The 18255-nt window shown below is 51.8% G+C and carries 20 protein-coding genes and 1 riboswitch; of the genes, 2 read left to right on the top strand and 18 right to left on the bottom strand.

The features are described from left to right. Nucleotides 1-13: 13 nt before the first annotated feature. From MKQ70_RS12390 to MKQ70_RS12310, 18 genes are all read right to left on the bottom strand, one after another. Nucleotides 14-442 carry a YncE family protein gene (locus tag MKQ70_RS12390; RefSeq protein WP_248071235.1) on the bottom strand — a complete coding sequence of 143 codons (429 nt, stop codon included), beginning with the start codon at nucleotides 440-442 and terminating at the stop codon, nucleotides 14-16. Further along, nucleotides 367-1155 (bottom strand): YncE family protein, encoded by a 789-nt coding sequence (locus MKQ70_RS12385; protein ID WP_248071233.1) that lies wholly within the window; start codon nucleotides 1153-1155, stop codon nucleotides 367-369. Before MKQ70_RS12385 ends, MKQ70_RS12390 begins: the two co-directional genes overlap by 76 nt. Next, nucleotides 1152-1682 carry a TonB-dependent receptor domain-containing protein gene (locus MKQ70_RS12380; protein ID WP_308199003.1) on the bottom strand — a complete coding sequence of 177 codons (531 nt, stop codon included), beginning with the start codon at nucleotides 1680-1682 and terminating at the stop codon, nucleotides 1152-1154. The genes MKQ70_RS12385 and MKQ70_RS12380 overlap by 4 nt, the downstream gene beginning before the upstream one ends. Further along, on the bottom strand, nucleotides 1679-1924 hold the full coding sequence (locus tag MKQ70_RS38305; protein WP_282457258.1) for a TonB-dependent receptor domain-containing protein: 246 nt from the start codon (nucleotides 1922-1924) through the stop codon (nucleotides 1679-1681). Before MKQ70_RS38305 ends, MKQ70_RS12380 begins: the two co-directional genes overlap by 4 nt. After that, complete coding sequence (locus tag MKQ70_RS12375; protein ID WP_248071232.1) at nucleotides 1921-3195, bottom strand: TonB-dependent receptor; 1275 nt, start codon at nucleotides 3193-3195, stop codon at nucleotides 1921-1923. The genes MKQ70_RS38305 and MKQ70_RS12375 overlap by 4 nt, the downstream gene beginning before the upstream one ends. Nucleotides 3196-3306: 111 nt before the next feature. Then, a riboswitch (cobalamin riboswitch) is annotated at nucleotides 3307-3515 on the bottom strand. Nucleotides 3516-3595: 80 nt separating this feature from the next. Next, entirely contained in the window at nucleotides 3596-4621 is a 1026-nt protein-coding gene (locus MKQ70_RS12370) for an LLM class flavin-dependent oxidoreductase (RefSeq protein ID WP_248071230.1), read from the bottom strand. After that, nucleotides 4536-5066, bottom strand: coding sequence for a peptide-methionine (R)-S-oxide reductase MsrB (gene msrB / locus MKQ70_RS12365; protein WP_248071229.1), 531 nt, complete (start codon nucleotides 5064-5066; stop codon nucleotides 4536-4538). Before msrB ends, MKQ70_RS12370 begins: the two co-directional genes overlap by 86 nt. Nucleotides 5067-5129: 63 nt before the next feature. Further along, complete coding sequence (locus MKQ70_RS12360; RefSeq protein ID WP_248071226.1) at nucleotides 5130-5708, bottom strand: TetR/AcrR family transcriptional regulator; 579 nt, start codon at nucleotides 5706-5708, stop codon at nucleotides 5130-5132. Nucleotides 5709-5824: 116 nt separating this feature from the next. Continuing rightward, a complete protein-coding gene (locus MKQ70_RS41195; protein ID WP_248071225.1) occupies nucleotides 5825-9130 on the bottom strand; it encodes a beta strand repeat-containing protein in 3306 nt (1101 codons plus the stop codon). 65 nt (nucleotides 9131-9195) lie between these two features. Continuing rightward, the gene (locus MKQ70_RS12350; protein WP_248071224.1) at nucleotides 9196-10530 is read right to left on the bottom strand and encodes an autotransporter-associated beta strand repeat-containing protein; all 1335 of its coding nucleotides are present in this window, start codon (nucleotides 10528-10530) and stop codon (nucleotides 9196-9198) included. Further along, nucleotides 10527-11648: an autotransporter-associated beta strand repeat-containing protein gene (locus MKQ70_RS12345; RefSeq protein WP_248071221.1), complete on the bottom strand. Its 1122-nt coding sequence runs from the start codon at nucleotides 11646-11648 to the stop codon at nucleotides 10527-10529. The genes MKQ70_RS12350 and MKQ70_RS12345 overlap by 4 nt, the downstream gene beginning before the upstream one ends. After that, the gene (locus MKQ70_RS12340; protein WP_248071218.1) at nucleotides 11596-11940 is read right to left on the bottom strand and encodes a hypothetical protein; all 345 of its coding nucleotides are present in this window, start codon (nucleotides 11938-11940) and stop codon (nucleotides 11596-11598) included. The genes MKQ70_RS12345 and MKQ70_RS12340 overlap by 53 nt, the downstream gene beginning before the upstream one ends. A gap of 20 nt (nucleotides 11941-11960) precedes the next feature. Continuing rightward, a complete protein-coding gene (locus tag MKQ70_RS12335; RefSeq protein WP_248071216.1) occupies nucleotides 11961-12527 on the bottom strand; it encodes a hypothetical protein in 567 nt (188 codons plus the stop codon). Continuing rightward, the gene (locus MKQ70_RS12330) at nucleotides 12476-12757 is read right to left on the bottom strand and encodes a hypothetical protein (RefSeq protein ID WP_248071214.1); all 282 of its coding nucleotides are present in this window, start codon (nucleotides 12755-12757) and stop codon (nucleotides 12476-12478) included. Before MKQ70_RS12330 ends, MKQ70_RS12335 begins: the two co-directional genes overlap by 52 nt. Nucleotides 12758-13010: 253 nt before the next feature. Further along, a complete protein-coding gene (locus tag MKQ70_RS12325; RefSeq protein WP_248071212.1) occupies nucleotides 13011-15254 on the bottom strand; it encodes a CocE/NonD family hydrolase in 2244 nt (747 codons plus the stop codon). A 106-nt stretch (nucleotides 15255-15360) separates the two neighbouring features. After that, entirely contained in the window at nucleotides 15361-15687 is a 327-nt protein-coding gene (locus MKQ70_RS12320) for a DMT family transporter (protein WP_248071210.1), read from the bottom strand. Between the two features lie 71 nt (nucleotides 15688-15758). Continuing rightward, the gene (locus MKQ70_RS12315; protein ID WP_248071208.1) at nucleotides 15759-16088 is read right to left on the bottom strand and encodes a Crp/Fnr family transcriptional regulator; all 330 of its coding nucleotides are present in this window, start codon (nucleotides 16086-16088) and stop codon (nucleotides 15759-15761) included. 74 nt (nucleotides 16089-16162) lie between these two features. Continuing rightward, nucleotides 16163-16321, bottom strand: coding sequence for a hypothetical protein (locus tag MKQ70_RS12310; protein WP_248071206.1), 159 nt, complete (start codon nucleotides 16319-16321; stop codon nucleotides 16163-16165). Between the two features lie 168 nt (nucleotides 16322-16489). Here MKQ70_RS12310 and MKQ70_RS12305 point away from each other — a divergent pair, with 168 nt between their 5' ends. Together MKQ70_RS12305 and MKQ70_RS12300 are read left to right on the top strand one after the other, a co-directional pair. Then, nucleotides 16490-16837: a response regulator gene (locus MKQ70_RS12305; protein WP_282457255.1), complete on the top strand. Its 348-nt coding sequence runs from the start codon at nucleotides 16490-16492 to the stop codon at nucleotides 16835-16837. A 251-nt stretch (nucleotides 16838-17088) separates the two neighbouring features. Next, nucleotides 17089-18213: a cation:proton antiporter gene (locus tag MKQ70_RS12300; protein ID WP_248071204.1), complete on the top strand. Its 1125-nt coding sequence runs from the start codon at nucleotides 17089-17091 to the stop codon at nucleotides 18211-18213. Nucleotides 18214-18255: the final 42 nt, after the last annotated feature.

The raw sequence follows: 18255 nt of genomic DNA, 5'->3' as shown, positions 1-18255 counted from the left end.
TTTTCGAATCGTCCTATAGTTTGGGTAATAATGCAAAATGTGCGGGTATGTCGCCGGTACGGACGCTCCATTTCTTTTTTCCTTCTTTGGAAAAGCAGTACAACATGCCGGGTGACACGTAGTTGCCTGCGTCGGTCACATAAATATCCTTCGTCACGGGGTGTACCATAATTCCATATGGGATCTCGATCTCTTTGTCGGTTCCGTCGGTAATAAAGGCGCGGGTCACGATCTCACGTGTGCGGGTGTTCACAATGCCATAGCTGATTACATTGGAGTAGGTGATGTAACTCCATTCGGTGCTGTATACGTAAAGCGAGTCGCCATCGAGGTAATAATTGCTGACGGCGATGGGCAGGGTGTCCGTTACCGCCTGCAGGTCTTTATCGATGAAGTAAAGCCGGGAGGGAAGTTGTTTATAATCCCCCTGGAGGTTACCCAAAGATCACCGCGTTTATCTGCCTTTACATGGTGCAGGTTATAGGCCACGTCGATCCGTTTGTTCTCTTTAAAAGTGGCGAGGCTGATGACCGAAACGGTACGCTCGTATTTTTCGGTGTTGCCGGCGCCCATGTAGCCGCCGGAGTTGGCTACATAGATGTTGCCGTTCGATATGTCAAGATTGTCGGGTTGATAGCCTACTATGCATTTATCTGTAATGGCCAGCGTGGCGGTGTCCACTTTCGCGACATATCCTTTCTGCGCATAATTTGGGTTGATTTCAATAGGCCCCGCGTAAGACGTGATGTACGCAAATCCTTTATCGAACTTAATATACCGGCAGTTGGGAATTTCGACCTGGCCGATTCTTTTCGCCGTTCTTGCATCCATTACTTCTACCTTATTCGATGCATTAATCACGGCATAAAGCCTGCTGCCGTAGATGGCGATATCGTTGCCCACGTCGCCCAGCTCTTTGGGGACGGTGGGGTTGTAGGCCGCGTAGATGTTCCGTTTGTATTCGCCTTTGGTATAGTCGAAATAGTCAAGGGTGCTTTTATTGCTGCCCATATTGCCTTCGTTCAGCAGGTAAAAGCCGGCGTAACCGTTTTGTGCGGCTGAGTCCAGCGAAGTATCTTCATTGATGAATACCGCCACATCTTTCCGGCAGGAGAACAATAGCAGCACTAAAAAGCCTGTCAGGTACTTTCTCATAATTCAATGGATAAAATGAGTTTATAATTTCGCTTGGGCATCGGGTAGTTTAGCACCACTTCGTAATCCTGGTCCAGTACATTATTCACTTCTCCCGATATTTTAAAGCGGCATTTTTTAAGTTGAATTTCTTTGGAGGCCGACAAGTCGGTGGTATACCATGGCTGCTCATAGTTTTCGGGGATGTTAGCGGAGTTATGATACCGCTCGCCGACATATATGAAGCTGTAGTTCAGCCGCCAGGATTTATACAGGATGCCCGAGATGATAGAACCGCTATGCCAGGGGATATACGGTATCTGTCCGCCGTAGGTAATCTTTTGCAGCTCCGGGTTTTTACGTGTTGTAAAGTCCTGCGCGAGCTGGTAAGTGTAAGCGGCGCGGAGATTCACGATCACATCGGCGGGCAGCACAAAGGAATGATCGGTCACTACATCCATACCTTTGATCTCCACGGTGCCGATGTTCATCATCATCCAGCGGTACATGCCGCTGCCTTTGGGTACGGCGACGATTTTATTCGTCACCTGGTTGAAGTAAAAATCAGATTGCAGTTGCCACTCGCGCCAGATGCCTTTGGGATGTGCTTTTTATACTGGAAACCTACGTTGTATTGGTGCGTGTATTCCGGTTGCAGGCTGATGTTCCCGATATCCGTGTAATACAGGTCGTTAAAGGTGGGCATCCGGAAGATGTTCTTATAAAAAGCCCGCAGGTTGAAGTCCGCTTTAGGCAACGGTTTGTAAGAGAAAAAGAATGCCGGCGTCAGTTCATTTTTGCTGGCGCCGCCACCGCTGAATCTCCGGCAGCGGTGTTGCCCCTGGCCACCCGTTCTTTGATAAAAGTGCCCAGCACACTGGCCTGCATTTTTATGGCGCCAAAGTCTGCCGCGCCCGCCAATGCCACCAGTGACGTGAAGCGCTCAGGAAACACAAAGCCGTCGAGGTTGGAACTAAGCGTATTGTATTGGAAGTCGGTAGACAGGTTAATGTCGATCTTTTTAGTAATGCTGTATTTGTTCGCTACAGATCCGTACCATTCCTGCTGATGGAAGTTATTATCGATGTACATCAGCGTGGTGTCCGGGTTCAGGTAACGCATGTAATCGTTGGCGTACTTGGCGTTTACCTGCAGATCGTAGCCTGTCAGGATATTTTTCTGGAAAGATCCCTGCACAAAGAAGTTGCGGTCCCACTGGCGTTGCGAGCGTTTCCATACGTTGTTCACGATGGCGCCGGGGATGCCTCTTTCTGAATCATAGAAGTATGCTTTCGCGTTCCATACACCACGATCGATGTTGCCGTATAGGCCGCCCTCAAGTCGCAGTCCGCTGATGTCGCCGTTCTTGCGGATGGCGGTTGTGTCCCAGGCAGTGTTGCCGGATTCATGAAATACGCGCTTGTAACGGAACGGGTAACGGCCCGAAGACTTTACATATTCACTGCTGAAGGAAGCGTTGATATTCTTGGTGAGCTTTTGCTCGAACAGGAGAGAAGGGTTGATCAGATCGAACGAACCGGTTTTAAAGACGCCTTTGAAGTGGGTGGTTTTTAAAGAGTCGAATACCGGTTTGCGGCTGCGCAGATAAATCGTGCCGGAGGAGCCGTAATCCCTGGCGGGCTGGAAGATCTCACTCTTCTGCCCGTTATAGACGGAGATAGATTCGATATTATCCATCGAAAACTTACCAAGGTCTATTTGTCCGTTTTGTGCGTTGCCGAGCTGGATGCCGTCGTAGAATACGCCCATGTGGTTGGTACCCATACTGCGCATGTCCACGGTTTTAAGGCCGCCGATGCCGCCGTAATCCTTTACCTGTACGCCCGCGAAATAACGGATAGCATCGGCTACTGAAAAGCTGTTCAAACTTTTCAGGTTGTCGCCGGACAGCTTCTGCGAAGGGATCACTTCTTTATAAACGGATTTAAAAATAGTTACACCGCGAAGCGTCTTCACGTTACTGACCGTATCCTGTGCGTGCAGGTGATGGGCAATAAAAGTTAAAAACGTTACCAGTAACGCCTTTAATGGGTTGGACATAAACATCAATAGTTGAATTCCTCGGATAGCTGACGGGAAGTCTTTACCAAAAACAAATAAATCCTGAAATGAATCAGTGTAAGTCTATTCAAAGCCTTATTCCCGAAAGCTTTAAAACTATCTGCATTGGCAGGTCTCCTGGCTTGTTCTCGCTTTTAGCTGCCTTCCCATCCCTTGTTTCGTCGGGACAGTGGCAATTAGATTGCTAAAGCGTTGTATAGAACTTACAGTAGCGGGTCTGCTCAGGATTTGCACCTGATTCCCTATTATTCCTAACACGATTGAACATGGTGTTAGGAACCAATTGCGGGGCGAAAGTACAATAAATATTTAAGGTCCGTGCATAAAAAAGCAGCTGCACCATATAGCGGTGCAGCTGCTCTTTATAAATATATTATGATCAGGCTTTCGTCAGTTCATGTCTTTCCTTCATCACTTCCGCCAATATCTCAAAAGACCGTAGCCTGAACTGATGATCGTACGCGTTTGTCACCACCATCAATTCATCCACACCCGTATCTTCGAGGAACTTGTCAAGACTGTCCGCTACCTGCTCCTTAGTGCCCACGAAACAATACCTTAACAGGTCCCGGAACATCGGGTCCTGCAGCACGCGGCGCAGCTCTGGTGTTAATTCGGCGGGGGGCTGCAATGGCTCGCTTTTGCCAGTGAATACGCCCAGCATCATCTTTACCAGTGAGGTGAAGTTGTGCTGCGCCTCTTCCTCCGTATCGGCGGCGATCACGTTCACGCCGGCGATGATGTATGGTTTGTCCAGTGCGGCCGACGGACGGAACTCTCTGCGGTAGGTATCGATGGCCTGCAGGAACATGCCGGTGGCGAAGTGGCTGGCAAAGGCATAGGGGAGGCCCATCTTTGCCGCCAGGTGTGCACTGTCCAGGCTGGAGCCTAAAATGTACAGCGGTACGTTGGTGCCTTCGGACAGCACGGACCGTACCTGCGACGCGCTGTTATCCTTTGAAAAGTATTGTTGTATCTGTTCAATCTCCCCGGGGAAATTGTGTACGGCTTTCATCCGGTCGCTGCGGATGGCGTGCGCGGTTACCTGGTCGGTGCCGGGCGCCCTGCCTAGTCCCAGGTCTATCCGGTTGGGGAACAGCCGGCCGAGTGTGCCGAATTGCTCCGACACGATCAGCGGGGAGTGATTGGGCAGCATCACGCCGCCGGAGCCTACCCGGATGCTTTTCGTATTGCCGGCGATGTGGCCGATGAGTACCGGCGTAGCCACGCTGGCGATGTGCACGAAGTTATGGTGCTCCGCCAGCCAGAAGCGGCGGTAGCCCAGTTGCTCCGCTTTTTGCGCGAGGTCTACGCTATGTTTAAGCGTTTCCTCGATGGTAACGCCTTGTGGTATCGTCGCCAGTTCGAGGAGTGACCAGGCGACGTTCTTTTTCGTTGTTTCCATTAGTGCTCTTCTTTTTTAACGCCAGTGCGTTCATACAATATCTTAATCCACTGGGCGCCGGTCCGTCCGGGAACACGTGCCCCAGGTGGGCATCGCAGGTGTTACAGAGGGCTTCTATCCGCACCATGCCGTAGCTTTCGTCTTTATGATAAGCCACTGCATTTTCGGTGATAGGCTGCGTGAAGGAAGGCCAGCCGGTGCCGCTTTCATATTTCTCGCTGCCGTCGAACAGCAAGGTGCCGCAACAAACGCAGGCATATTTTCCCGGTTCGAAACGGGAGCACATATCGGAGCTGTGCGCCCTTTCCGTGCCATGCAAACGTGTTATTTTGAATTGGTCGGGCGTCAGCACTTGCTGCCACTCGTCCGCTGTTTTTACCACCTTTTTATCAGGTTTCGGATTGCCTTTGCTGGCAAACCCTACAACATCCGTCCATTTTAACATGATAAACTATTTTGTGTGATCACTATATACTGAAATGATTGTTTCAAAACGAGTCAAATTTTTTTACTTCGATAGTTGATGGATAAAATACTGTGCCATATTCCGGATCTTATCCGCATCCTTATGAACGATATAAGATTCGTACCATCCGGTGAGCATGCTCATGAGGTAGTCGGCCAGCAACTCCGGGTTTTCGGTATCCGATATTTCTTTCTGGCGGATGGCGCTGTTGATCAATAAGCACAAAAAGCGGTAGGTATTTTCGCCATCCAGCTTGAGTATTTCTTTGATCCTTACATCTTTATTAGCAACCTCGAACGCCGTTTTTACCGCCATGCAGCTGTTGGCCTTACTGGTGATGAGTGTTACGGCATCGTTTATATACTGAATTAATATCTGGAGGGGAGAAGCATTGCTTTTAATACGCCGCTGGAGGTCTTTATTCCGGAGTTCCGTATAATGCCGGATGCACCGTACAAATAGCTCCTGTTTGTCGCCGATCGTGTTGTACAGGCTGCTGCTATTGATTTTCATGGCATCGGTGAGGTCGCGCAACGAGGTGCCGTTGTAACCCTTCTCCCAGAATACTTCCATGGCATATTGAATAGCCTGCTCTTCGTTAAATGCGACGTTCCGCGGCATAGTGATCTGCGTTAAAATGCAAATATACGCATTTTGAAACAAATGATTCAGAATGTGCTTAAATGAGTGCAGCCGCCCCTGGTGGGAGGCGGCTGCTGGTTTTCTGTTTGCTGGTTTTACTGTTTGATCAACTTCACGGTTTGCTGTGCCCCGCCCTGGGTTACGACCACGATATACAGCCCGGCTTTGTAAGCCCTGCCGATCTCGATATTCGAACTGGTCGGTTCCGCTCTCCTGGTTTCCACGAGGTTGCCGGTGATGTCATACACGTTAATGTAGATGGCGCCCTTCGCAGGATCGGCCTTCACGATGGCGTTGGTATGATTAACCGTTGGATTGGGCGCCAGTGTTACGCTCAGTTGTCCGCTGACAGCAGTTTGCTCTGGAATTACGGACAATGTTGCCAGCAGTAACGGAAGTTTGCTGTTCACACTTACATTGCCGCCGGCGAGTGCCTGTTCTACATTCAGGATGGCGTACCAGTTGCTCGCAAACCATAAGCTCCCGTACCTGTTCCGTACCGATAGCGCAATGGCGTCGCCGCTTGTACCGCGATCGCTCATTTCCACGAACATAATGGCGTTATCCTCTACCAATACCGGGGCCGCCGGGTTGGTGATGTCATGGATGCTCGCCTTGCCGGTAAAGAGCGATTTCGCCGGTATCGGGCCAAAGGCCGGGGTGGCCGTTAACAGGGTAGGCGTGTTGCCTTTCACCTGGTACACGCGTAATCCGTTCGCTTCCGTTTTGCGGATAATCGTATTAAAGCTGCCTTCGAGGCTTCTGCTGCGGGTGTTGTATTTCACATGGAAGCCAAAGTTGTTGGTGCTGCCTGCATCGCCGGCTTTGGTGCCCGCAGCACGGTTCAGAACAAGGTAACCGCCGCCGCTCACGAGGCCATTCACGGACTGCGCTACGGTAACGATCGTGTTTTCTTCCGATGCGTTACGCTGGTAGTAACCGCCTGCTATCATTCCAATCGTGAATTCTTTCGCACTTGCTGCGCCCAGGTTCACCGGCCAGTTGTAGGTCGCGGTACCCGCTGGTGTAACCGGCACGGTAGCGATCGCAGTGTTGGTCGTACGGTCAATAAAGGTAACGGTGGCATTTGCTATATCACCGCCCGGTGTAAAGTCGCGGACGGTTGCGCTTAAGGTAACGGTACCTGTGCTGGCGAACGTGCTGCCCGTATAGTGTATTCTTGCATCTTCAGGCAGAATAGTGAACGCGGTACTGTCGGCAGCGGTAAGGAACAATGCATCGCCGTCGAATACCGGCTTCAGGATATAAGCACCCGGCGCCTGGTTAATCGCAAGGCTTGCCGCCGCTTTGCCGCTGGCATCCGTCATCGCAGGAACGGCCTGGTTGCCCAGGTCGAAATGAATGGTTTTGCCGGGTAGTACGGTGCCGGTTTCTTTATCGGTAAGTATTGCAGCCAGCGCCTGCTGATGGGAATATTGTCCGGTGCTGTCGCCGCTGTACCTGATCGTTGCGGTCCGTTTATTCACGGTAACCGGGGCTTTCGCGATCGCGGTATTGCCCGTGGCATCTGTCACCGTTAGGGTAACGGTATCTACATTAGCCATTGTGAACTGCGACGGAGTAACGGCCAGTGTAAATTGTCCGCTGTTGTCGGATGAACCATCGTTTACTTGTTCTGCGGTAATGGACGCGGTGCCGTCCAGCCCCAGCGTAACCGTTACGTCTTTTGCTTTAGCCACAGGTGGTTCTATATCTTTCACCGCGCCGGATTGGCCTACTACAAAGCTGCCGAAGGCGGTATGCCCTGCCGCGGTGGCGTAGTATGGACTGGCCAGCGTACCTGCTCCCGAAATGGTAGCGGAGGATTCTGTCCAGCTGTTATTGTCGTAGCGCCCCTGTACCAGTGTACCCGCCATACTGAAGTTAGTGGCCTGACTAACAGGCAACCAGCCGAATGCGGCGGTAAGATTGGTGACGCCTGCTGTTGCCGGCGTAATGCTGTATTGTCTGTTCACGATCCTGCTGCTGTCTGTCACCGGTAAGTCAACGGCTGCTTTTACCCCTACGCCAATCACATCGGCGGTGCCCGCATTGGTTAATCTAACCGGGCTATACACGTTCCCCGCGCCCACCTGGTACGTTACCGTACTGTTGGCGACCCTTGTTTTCAATTGGCCACTTCCTTCAATATTGAAGAAAACGGGTTGTGCAAAGTTGCTGTTGGTCGCCACGATATTGGTCGCGGTATTGCTGGAGCCGATCGTTCTCATCCCCGCATCCGCAATACCCTGGTCGCCGATGTTGAGCACTACTTTACCCACGGTGGGGGTAGCGGCTGACGTGATAAAACGAATGGCATTGCCCATCAACCACCTGCCATTTACATTAATGGTAGTGGTATTCGCCAGCGTGGCATGGCCTACTACACAGGAAGTGCCGGTAGCACGCATGTCCAGCGTACCGTTGATGTTAAAGGTATAATTGCCGTATTCACCGATCGTGTTGGTGGTTGGACTGCTGCCTGCCTGCAAGTAGCCGGAGCTGCCCATCGTCACGGTTTTGCCTTCATTGATCGTGATCGTGATGTTATCATCATTCTGCGAATCGGCGGTCCAGGGCAGGGTAGTGGCGGTGGAATAATTGGCGCGCAGGTAACTGGCGAGGTTCAGGTTGGCATCTATTACTACTTCTACTGTTTTCGCCTGCCCGTTAACGGTAAAGGTATTCAGGTAGAAGGTGTTGGTGCCGGTCAGGTAAATGTTGCCATTCGCGCGGTATCCTTCGAAGTTGACGCGGTTGGCCGAAGTAGCGCTGGAGCCCACGGTACCGAAGTTGTTGATGCTGCTGATCACGCGGAGGTTCCCGGCGGCGGGTGTGCCGCTGCCGCCATCGCTCGTACCGGAAATCAAGGCGCCGCTGCTTTCTATCACCAGGTTGTTTACCGCAGTCGTTGCGTTCAGCGATACGGTATGGCCTGTTCTGATCGTCACCGTTGGTGCGGCGCCGGATGGTGGTGTCGCCGTGCTGTTCCAGTTAGTGCCATCGTAGGTTTCCCAAATGGCGGTGGCCACGGAGGAGGTGCCCCAGTTGCCACTGGCAGCCGAACGATAGTCGCCCGCTACTGTTTTAGGAATGTTGGCGGTACGGAAACTCCAGGCGGTGCCGGTGGTGGCGCCATTGCTGTTCTTCGCATCGATGCGCCAGTAGTAGGTTGTATTGGGCTCCAGGTCAGCCGGTGTAAAAGTGGCGTTAGCCGCGGGGACATCGGCGAGTTTTACCAGGTTGTTGCTATCGGTGCCGAGGTATACTTCATAGGTATCGGCATAGTTGCCATTCCAGCTGAAGGCGAGTGTGCTATTCAGCATAACATTGCCTGCACCATTTAACGGCGATGGGGTGTTTGTTGCCGAAGGGAGGGTGCCTGCGGCGGGTGTGGTCACAGAGGCCACCGCACTGTACGCCGATTCGCTGAGGGCGCTACAGGCTTTAATTCGGTAGTAGTATTTTACGCCGGCCTGCAGCCCCCATCGTTAAACGAAGTGGCATTGGCGGCCGGGTGGGCAATGTCAGTAAAAGTGACATTATCAATACTTCTTTCAAGGATGAAATAATCTTCGTTACCGGAGTTATCTGCCCAACTGCAACTAATCATGCTGGGTGTGCCCGCAGGCGCTACCGGTGCATGTAAGCTGAGGTTCGAAGGCGCTTCTACAAAGTTGGGGCTTTGCACCGCCAGCTCGCCGAGGGCAGGTTTAAACACCCACAATAATCCGGGGCCGGGTACGGCAGGATCAAACTGTGTGATCGTGCCCTGTACCGCACCGGTAACATTGAATATTTTGAATTTGTCGCCCGAAGCGGGTGTGCCTGTGACATTGAGTTTCAGCGTGCCGCCATAGGTCGCGTCTTTCGCAATGTTCACCACATCCGAGGTGTTATTTGTTTTGTCGATATCGATGCTTGTGATCGCCGTCGCCTCCAGCGTAAGGTTATCTTTCAGGGTGAAAGTACCGATGGAGCTGTCGCCCGGTTCCAGTATGCCGGCTACCGCCACCGCGGCGGCCACGGATCCTTTACCTGCGAGTATCGCGCCTTCCTGTACAGTGATTTTACCGATGCCGGTGTTGTTGCCGTTGAAGATCATTTTTCCCTCTTCAATGGTCGTAGGACCTGCGTAGGAGTTGTTGGCATTCAGCCGCCATAATCCCGCGCCTGTTTTGATGATCGTTGTGGTGCCGCTGCCTTCGGAAGCATAGCCATAAAGGTGGTTGTTGATGATGCCATTAAAGGTTTCATCGGTGCCGGCGCCGCCTACAATATAAGTGGTAATACCATTGCCGAAGCTCGGCGTTTTTGTGCCGCCGCAGGAGAGGAAAGTGCCTGCATTACCGGATAAGCCGCCGATCGCAAACACCTGTTCATTACTGTAAGCCGCAATTTTAGTATTGCCGGTGGTAACGACCCGGTTGTTCGGGAAGCCGGTATTGTTATCGAGGGCCAGTAGGCTGTAAGCTTCTTCTGTATTGATGCCATAGGCCACTAGCGTACCGGTAAAATCGCTCCAGTCGCCCTGGATAATTTCACGCAGGTAAGGAATGGTGTAGTTCAGTGTACCACCGCCGTGTACCGTCATCGACAGGTTGGCCAGCCGGTAAGGTTCAAAACCGTTGACGGTGCTGTCGTCCACATACAATTGCAGCGGGTAGTTTTCATACACGCTGTTGCTGCCGTTCGCGGTGCGGTAGATGCCGTTATGCAAACGAAGGATATTGGAAGTGCCAATGCCCCGGTTATTGTCGATGATATTGCCTTCAAGCGTAGCGCTGCTGAGTGGATTCACTTCCGGATACCGCCCGTCACCACGGTTTCGCCGGCATAAGGGTTGGCCATCTTCAGAATCAGTTTTCCCGGTCCCGCTTTAATAAGGCCGCCATCGCCTGACAGGATGCCGTTAAACGTTACGGTACTGGCTGGATTGCTGACATTGAACCCGGTGCTGTTGTCGATTACGGCGTGCCTGTCGGTAGCTACGCTTGGGCCGGTATACAACCAGCTGCCGCCTTTCCACACCCAGTTAAAGCCGTAATTCGCCGATGCGCCGATAGCGCTTGCGGCGCCACCGTTTGCGAGGGTATTAAGTTCGATGGCGCCGCTATGTAGTACGGTAGCACCGGTGTAGGTGTTCTTCGTCAGCAGTGACAGTACGCCGCTGCCCGACTTGTTCACCGACTTTGTGCCGGTGATGTAACCCTCGCCGGAGAAACTGTAATCGGCATCGCTGTTCACCAACACATCACCCGCAGCCACGGGTGCCGCCACGTGAATGGTGCTGCCTGCGCCGTTAAAGGCCACACTGCTGCTGTCTGTAAACGACAGCGGGGTATTGGCACTATCGCGCCAGTTCTTCGTCGTAAGGTCCCATTCCTGGCTGACGGCGCCCGTCCAGGTTAAGGCAGCCGCAAATGTAGCCGGGTTTAATACCGGTACTTCCACCGGTTTCGCTTTGGCGATAAATTCATTGGAGTAACCCGATGCGCCGGCCGCATTAAATGCTTTCACGCGGAAGGTATCGGTTTCTTCCGGTTGCAGGCCGGTAACGGCGAAGTAGTTTTCGTTGATGCCCGTAGTGCCGGTTTGCTGCCATACACCATTCACCATACGTTCTACCACGTATCCCTGCTCCTGCTCCGTATAATCGAGCCAGGAAATGTACACGGTGTTTTGCGTGGCGGAGTCCTGTTTCAGTTTCATTGGCGCGCGCAGGTAAGGCTGCGAGTTATCAATCGTAATGCTGTTGACGTAACGTTCAATATTTGTATAACCGGAGCTACTGATCACCATGGCATCGTCCACTGCAGGATTAGTGCCGTTGGCTCTTTCCCATGCATCCGGCATACCATCGTTGTCAGTGTCGATGCGGGTGTTGCCGGTCCAGAGACTCCGTGTTGGGTGCGCCAAAGGGAAGGATGTTTTCATTGGCAATGAATTCTCCTTTTTTGCCAAAAGACTTTACTTCATTTACCACATAGTAATCGGCGTAATCGCGGTAAGGCAAACTGGCGCCTACCACCGGCAGCAGGATGTTTACTAATTCGTTTGCGGGCGCCGTAGGCAGGACGGGATAGGGATAAGGACTGCTCTGAAAGTCAGGTGGCCCTACATATTCGTTGGGTGGAATAACATACGGATTAAACACACCATCGCGGTTGTTGTCATGGATGTTTCCGGATGCATAAATATGATAATTCATGTTACCGAGATTGAAAGGCGCTACACCTTTCGCCGGCCCCTGTATAAAAACATTGTTGACCGCATTGGCGTAAGAGTGGCCTTCCGATTCACCCCCATGATGTATGCCCCGTCTTTCCAGTTGTAAACGATATTGTTCACATACTGGTTGATGCCTTTGATCTTGTTATTGCGGGTGCTGTTGTCTGCATACAGGTTCCGGTACAGCGTCACACTATCTACCTGCATTAAACCGCCGGCAGAGTGGGTGAGCAGTCCCTGCGACATAATACTGTTCTGTATCGTAATGTTTTTAGCTGTGGCCGCGTTGATGGAAAATGTTTCGTCCCTGCCCCAGGATATGGAACAATGGTCGAAGATGATGTTTTGCCCATCGGCCAGACCATTGGCGTCTTTGCCGGCGTCGCCGACGATACCCATGCGGATGCGCATGTACCGGCAAATGGTGTTATCGGCCCCGGAGAAGCTCCAGCCATTGCCGTATACCGTAATGCCTTCACCGGGTGCTGTTTGTCCCGCAATATAAATATTACGCGCTACCACGATACGGGAGGTGATCCGGATGACCCCGGCCACATCGAATACCACGATCCTGTTCGGCGCGCTCTCACCGCGTCGCGCAGCGAGCCGGCACCGGCGTCGTTCAGGTTGGTCACGTGGTACACCGTACCGGTTCGTCCGCCGGTGGCAAACCTGCCAAAACCTTCGGCACCGGGGAAAGCCAGTGTTTGGGCTTTGAGCGGTATGGCGGATAGCGTAGCAAAGACGAGTGTTAATAGCGGCAGGTATCGCTGCCTGAATTTGTACAATTTTTCCATGGAATTAAATAATAACGTGATGATTTTTAATCGTGCAGGGCAATGCTCTTCCTGGTCCCGTTCCGGGTGTGTCCGGGACGGGGCGTTTTTATAACGTGTTATAGATTTGGTAGCTTAATTTAGGAAGATGCGGGCGGAATACTGTCATGTACCATCCTGCTGATATGCAGTACAGTATTGGGTTTTGGAGCATTATCGATTAAGCGGAAGCGGTTTCCGGAGGCGATCGCTGTCGAACCATCCGGCCGGTAGCTTAACGTCCCGGTTTTTCCACCGGTATCCGGATCTTACTGGCGCCAAGCCATTGTATCAATAGCGGTTCTTTTGCATCCGCCATGGTCTCCGTAGCGACGGGTTTACCTGTGCCGTAATTAATCTCTGCGTGTTGACCTTTTACAACGTCTACCGCTATGACCAGCCGGCTGCCCTTTTGGATGTATTTGCTGGTAAAGAAGCCTGTTACCGGTATCGTCTGCGGCACACCAGGTTGCAGTAACATGCGCTGGCTACGGTCCTTCGCGTAACTGCCCCGCTGCATGGCGCCGGCGAGCGGGAAGAATTTGCCGTCGGGTTGTTGCTGGTACAGTGATATGGCTACATCCACATCTTTTTTATTGATGATGACGGACAGTTGTGCTGTAAAAGCGCCGGTGATGTTAAAGTCTTCCGTGGTGGGCGCGGATAAATAGTATATGCCGGTGGTCCAGGTAAGGGAGTCGGAGATCATGCTATAAGCCGATGACGTATCGGCTTTCGGTTGTTCCCGCCGCGAGAAAGAGACTTGCTGCGAAGCGGCATTGTTTTGTGGGGTCGTTGCCAGTTCCCGGAAGCGGCCTTTCTTTTTGCCCGAAAGGAAGAATGTAAGCGTGTCATTACTGGTAGTCGATAAACTAGGACGATGTTGCCAGGTATTTTTGCCCATCAGCTGGTAATTGATCTTATCTTTTAGTATAGTGGGGCGGGCCTTGTCTTTCAGGGTATAATCGAACCAATCGAACACGAGCTGGTTGATATCGATTTTAGCTGCTTCGTCTATTTTGTACCCAGCAATCTGCGGCGAAGGCGTGCCCTGCGCGCCGGTATGGTCGTAGGGGCCGATCAGTAAATAATGATTGGCATCCGGGAGCCATTTGTAATGTTCTTTTACATAGTACAAACTGCACGGTTGTTCGCCATCAAAATAGCCTGCAATCGTTAATACAGGGATATTGATTTTTGCGAATTCCTGCCCGTAGGGGATCATACTTTGCCAGTAGGCGTCGTAGGAGGGATGTTGCACCCACCGCTGGAATACCTTGCCGGGCCGGCCATCGATGCTGTCGAGTTTTTCGAAGGCTGTGCCGGAGCTGTACCATTTGCCGAATACACTGTTCCAGTAAGCAGTGTTAAAAAAGTCGGGCCAGTCGGTTAAACGGTTGTTGGTGACGTTGCGCAGCCAGCGCAGCATGTAGGTGGAGTAAACACCGTTGTACAGGGGGAAGTCGATCCCCGGAGCGGCGGCAACCTGCGGTACGATTGTTTTAAGTACCGGGTGCATATATTTCGCCGCAGCCCATTGCGTGAAGCCTACGTAGCTGCCGCCGTACATGCCCACTTTGCCGTTGCACCAGGATTGTTTGCTGAGCCAGTCGAGCGCATCGTAAATGTCCTTTGCGTCGTGTTCCCAGGGCTCTATATCGGCCGAGCTTACGTACTTGCCGCGGGTGTTCAACATCATGGCAGCATAACCGTTCGCCACGATCTCCTTTAGTTGTTGCACCTGGTCCGTGGAGGCATAAATATTGGCTTTCAGGATCACCGGACGGGGCGCAGTATCCTCTTTACTCCGGACAATCACCGCCGCCAGTTTTTCCCCATCGCGCATGGTGATCATCACACTGTCCAGGATAATGAAGTTATTGTTATCCAGCATGCGCAGCAGGTTTTTGCCGGCAGCCAGGAAGGGTTTGTACACGACTTGTTTAGTATAAGCCTCGCAAAAGCTGATGGCCATGGCCAGGGGTACGGAATCGCTCTTCAGCGCACAAATCTTTTCCTGTTCATTTTTCCATTCTTTTTCCAGGTCGGCCACCGTTTGCTGGTAAGGGGCTGTGGCCAGTTGCAGTGCCTCGCCTGTAAAGTTAGCCATCACAATCGGAAACGACCAGTTAAACAAGGCAAGGTCTGACCGGCTATCGCCATCTGCCTGCATGATTTTGATATGGTTGTAGATCTCGAAGATGTTCAGGTAACCGGCGGCATCGTCTGTACGCAGTCCTTTTTCCTTTGCGAAGTTTGCACGCAGCTGCTCGAGACTTTCGAGACTTTCGTTATACTGTCCGGCCAGTGCGCGCAGGCTGGTGCGTGCGGGATGGTCGCCGATTTGTCCGAGCAGTTGTTTTGCCGGGGCTTTTATCGCCGCGGAGTCGTTGGTGTTTTTACAGGGCAGGTATACGCGTTGGGCGATGGTCGGGATCGTGGTGAAAGAGAGGAGGCATAGCAGGAGGAAGCGTATCATGGGTTATCCGTGGAATTGTTTCGGGGGCAATATCCGTAAAAAGGTTGGTTGGTGCAAGTGGGGTTGTGGGCGTCAGCACATAATGACGCCCGCCGATTGCTATATCCTAATGCGAAACCGCCTTTAACCCAACAATAGATCCGATCAACGTAAACAGGAACAATAACCTCAGAAACGTTGCCGGCTCCTTAAAAACCAGTATGCCCAGCAGCGCCGTGCCAACCGCGCCAATGCCTGTCCATACCGCGTAAGCAGTGCCTATTGGGAGCGTTTGCGTGGCTTTCATGAGCAGCAGCATGCTAACGGTAAGGGCGATTAAAAAGCCGCCATACCAGCCGTACATTGCTGTGCCTGTGGTAACTTTCGCTTTACCCAAACAGAAAGCGAATGCTACTTCGAATAAGCCCGCCACCATTAAAATAATCCAATTCATAGCTAACCTTAATTTTACACAAAGGTCGGCTTTCGGACGCGGATAGAATTTAACAATTGATAAAAAAGCAGTTAGCGGATGTCGGCGCGGATACGGCTGAGGCTTACCTGCGTAATGCCCAGGTAGGAAGCAATGTGGCCCAGTTGAACGCGCTGGAGCAGGTTGGGGTGATCTTTGAGAAGGTCGAGGTAACGTTCGCGGGCGGTTTTGAACTGTCGCGAGATGAGGCGTTCTTCTACTTTGATGAGTTCCTGTTCTACGAACTTCCGGCCCCAGTTGGCGATATCGATGTTTACTTCGAAGAGTGCCCTCAGGTCGGCAAGGTCTAATTTGTAGAGGTCACTGTCTTCGAGCAGCTGTACGTCTTCATACCCTTTTTTATTATCAACGTAACTCCTCATGGAAATAACCCCCTGGCCCTCGTCGCCGAACCAGAAGGTAATCTCGTTACCCGCGCTGTTTGCGTAAGCACGGGCTATTCCTTTTTCAGGAAATAGATGTGCTTTTCTATCCGGTTCGCTTTGATCAGTACCTGGCCCTTTGGAAAACTGACTTCTGTAATGCAGTTTTTGAGCGCAAGCCTGGAGGGATCGGGCATGCAAAAGATGTTATCAAGAATCTGGTCAATTTCCATTAAAAGTGTCACTATATTACATGAAGGTACATTTTTATCAAGTAAAATGTTTTTTGTAAGTCCGGCCCGCTTAAGATACGCGCAATAAGACCTACCTTACATTTGTGTAGCTGTCAACCGTTTTCCGAACACTCCAATTCTGCACATCCCGATGCGTAAAATTTTAATCTGGATGATAATCATGACATCCTTGAATCGCTGTCCATCGCGCTGCTGCGCAGGGGGCTGGAAGTTATCATGCTGGCGGAGCCGTATATGTTAAATCAATACCTCCTCAAACACAACCCCGACCTTTTATTGATGGATATCGCGCTGGGGTGCTACGACGGCCGCGACCTCTGCAGGCAGATAAAGGTTAACATTGACCGATGCAGAATTCCGGTGATCCTGTTTACGGCGCAATGTTATTCGTTGCGCTCCATAGATGAATGTTACGCCGATGCCGTGCTTCAGAAGCCTTTTCCCCTGCAACAGTTATATTACACGATCGATAAGCTGCTGCCCGCGCACACATGATAGCGGTAAAAGGTTTCTTCATATGCAAAAAAATGACGAGTTTTATCCCTTCGCCCGTGGAAGGAGTGCAGGGATCGTCGTGATGCGGAGAACGCCTTTACTAAGAATCTTATGGAGAACTATACTATTATCCTTGTGCTGCTGGGACTGATGATCGTGATCAGCGCTATCGCCGAAAATATGAAGATTTCCGTGCCGATCGTGCTGATCCTGGCCGGTATCGGTATCGGTTTTGTTCCGGGATGCCCGCCATGGAAATCGATTCGGAAATCATTTTCCTGCTGTTCCTGCCGCCGCTGCTCTATGATGCATCGTTTAAGATACCCCTGCAGGAGTTTAGAGCGAACCTGGGCACCATTTCGTCGCTGGCAATTACACTGGTGTTTGTGACTACGGCCGGATTGGCGACCATTGCCTACTATCTCATTCCCGCGATGACATGGCCGCTGGCTTTTGTACTGGGTGCGATACTCGCTCCTACTGACGCCGTGGCGGCGCTGGGCATTACCAAGGGCTTAAAACTGTCGTCACTTACGACCACGATTCTGGAGGGAGAAAGCCTGATCAATGACGCTTCGGCGCTGGTAGCCTACCGTTTCGCTATCCTGTCGGTAACGGGTACGGCGTTCGTGTGGTGGAATGCGCCGCTTACGTTCGTCATCCTGCTGGCCGGCGGATTTGCTATCGGGTTTATGATCGCGAAGATGTTAGGTATACTGCTGCGGACGTTCCGCGACAATGCGGTAGCGGTACTCAGCCTTTTGGTACTCGCGCCTTTCGTGACCTACCTCGTGGCGGAACGGTTTCATACCTCGGGTGTTATCGCAGTGGTAACACTGGGTTTCAGCATGTCGCGGTTAAGTGCATTTAAGTTCCCGGAGGCGCTGAAGGCACAATCGGACGCGGTTTGGGAAATGATCACCTTCATGCTGAACGGGCTCATTTTTATTTTGATCGGGCTGGAAGTGCCGGTAATCGTGGAGGAACTCAGCGGAAGTCAGTTGCTCATATACGCCGCCTACGCTTTTGTACTCACTTTTGCGGCACTGGTAATCCGCACCTGGAACGTGTTTCTGAACAGGAATCGCTTACACCGCGCGTTCCATCATCCTAAGTTGAAAAATACCCCGAGGGCTATCCCGGAAAGTATATTGTTAAGTTTACAGGACAGCCTCATCATCAGCTGGTCCGGTATGCGGGGCATTATTTCGCTTGCCATCGCTATTGGTTTGCCGCATGTAACCGGAAAAGGCGGCGTGCCGATGAAAAATGTAATCATTTACATTACGATCGTGGTGGTATTGATCACCATTATCGGGCAGGGACTGCTGCTGCCGGGAATTGTGCGCAGGAGCGTGCGGGAAGAAGCAGCGTAGTATCCTCCAGGTAACCATAGCGCCAATTCCTTTTGTCGTACA

It is taken from the genome of Chitinophaga sedimenti (assembly GCF_023156195.1).
Lineage (GTDB): Bacteria > Bacteroidota > Bacteroidia > Chitinophagales > Chitinophagaceae > Chitinophaga > Chitinophaga sedimenti.
This window is presented reverse-complemented; position numbering and strand designations above follow the sequence as displayed.

Bases quoted from the DNA above. Each gene is read 5' to 3' on its own strand.
- MKQ70_RS12300 (WP_248071204.1), top strand. From the start codon at position 17,089: ATGGAAATCGATTCGGAAATCATTTTCCTGCTGTTCCTGCCGCCGCTG.
- MKQ70_RS12310 (WP_248071206.1), bottom strand. From the start codon at position 16,321: ATGGAAATTGACCAGATTCTTGATAACATCTTTTGCATGCCCGATCCC.
- MKQ70_RS12385 (WP_248071233.1), bottom strand. From the start codon at position 1,155: ATGAGAAAGTACCTGACAGGCTTTTTAGTGCTGCTATTGTTCTCCTGC.
- MKQ70_RS12325 (WP_248071212.1), bottom strand. From the start codon at position 15,254: ATGATACGCTTCCTCCTGCTATGCCTCCTCTCTTTCACCACGATCCCG.
- MKQ70_RS12340 (WP_248071218.1), bottom strand. From the start codon at position 11,940: ATGAATTATCATATTTATGCATCCGGAAACATCCATGACAACAACCGC.
- MKQ70_RS12315 (WP_248071208.1), bottom strand. From the start codon at position 16,088: ATGAGGAGTTACGTTGATAATAAAAAAGGGTATGAAGACGTACAGCTG.
- msrB (WP_248071229.1), bottom strand. From the start codon at position 5,066: ATGTTAAAATGGACGGATGTTGTAGGGTTTGCCAGCAAAGGCAATCCG.
- MKQ70_RS12320 (WP_248071210.1), bottom strand. From the start codon at position 15,687: ATGAATTGGATTATTTTAATGGTGGCGGGCTTATTCGAAGTAGCATTC.
- MKQ70_RS12360 (WP_248071226.1), bottom strand. From the start codon at position 5,708: ATGCCGCGGAACGTCGCATTTAACGAAGAGCAGGCTATTCAATATGCC.
- MKQ70_RS12330 (WP_248071214.1), bottom strand. From the start codon at position 12,757: ATGGAAAAATTGTACAAATTCAGGCAGCGATACCTGCCGCTATTAACA.
- MKQ70_RS12370 (WP_248071230.1), bottom strand. From the start codon at position 4,621: ATGGAAACAACGAAAAAGAACGTCGCCTGGTCACTCCTCGAACTGGCG.
- MKQ70_RS12375 (WP_248071232.1), bottom strand. From the start codon at position 3,195: ATGTCCAACCCATTAAAGGCGTTACTGGTAACGTTTTTAACTTTTATT.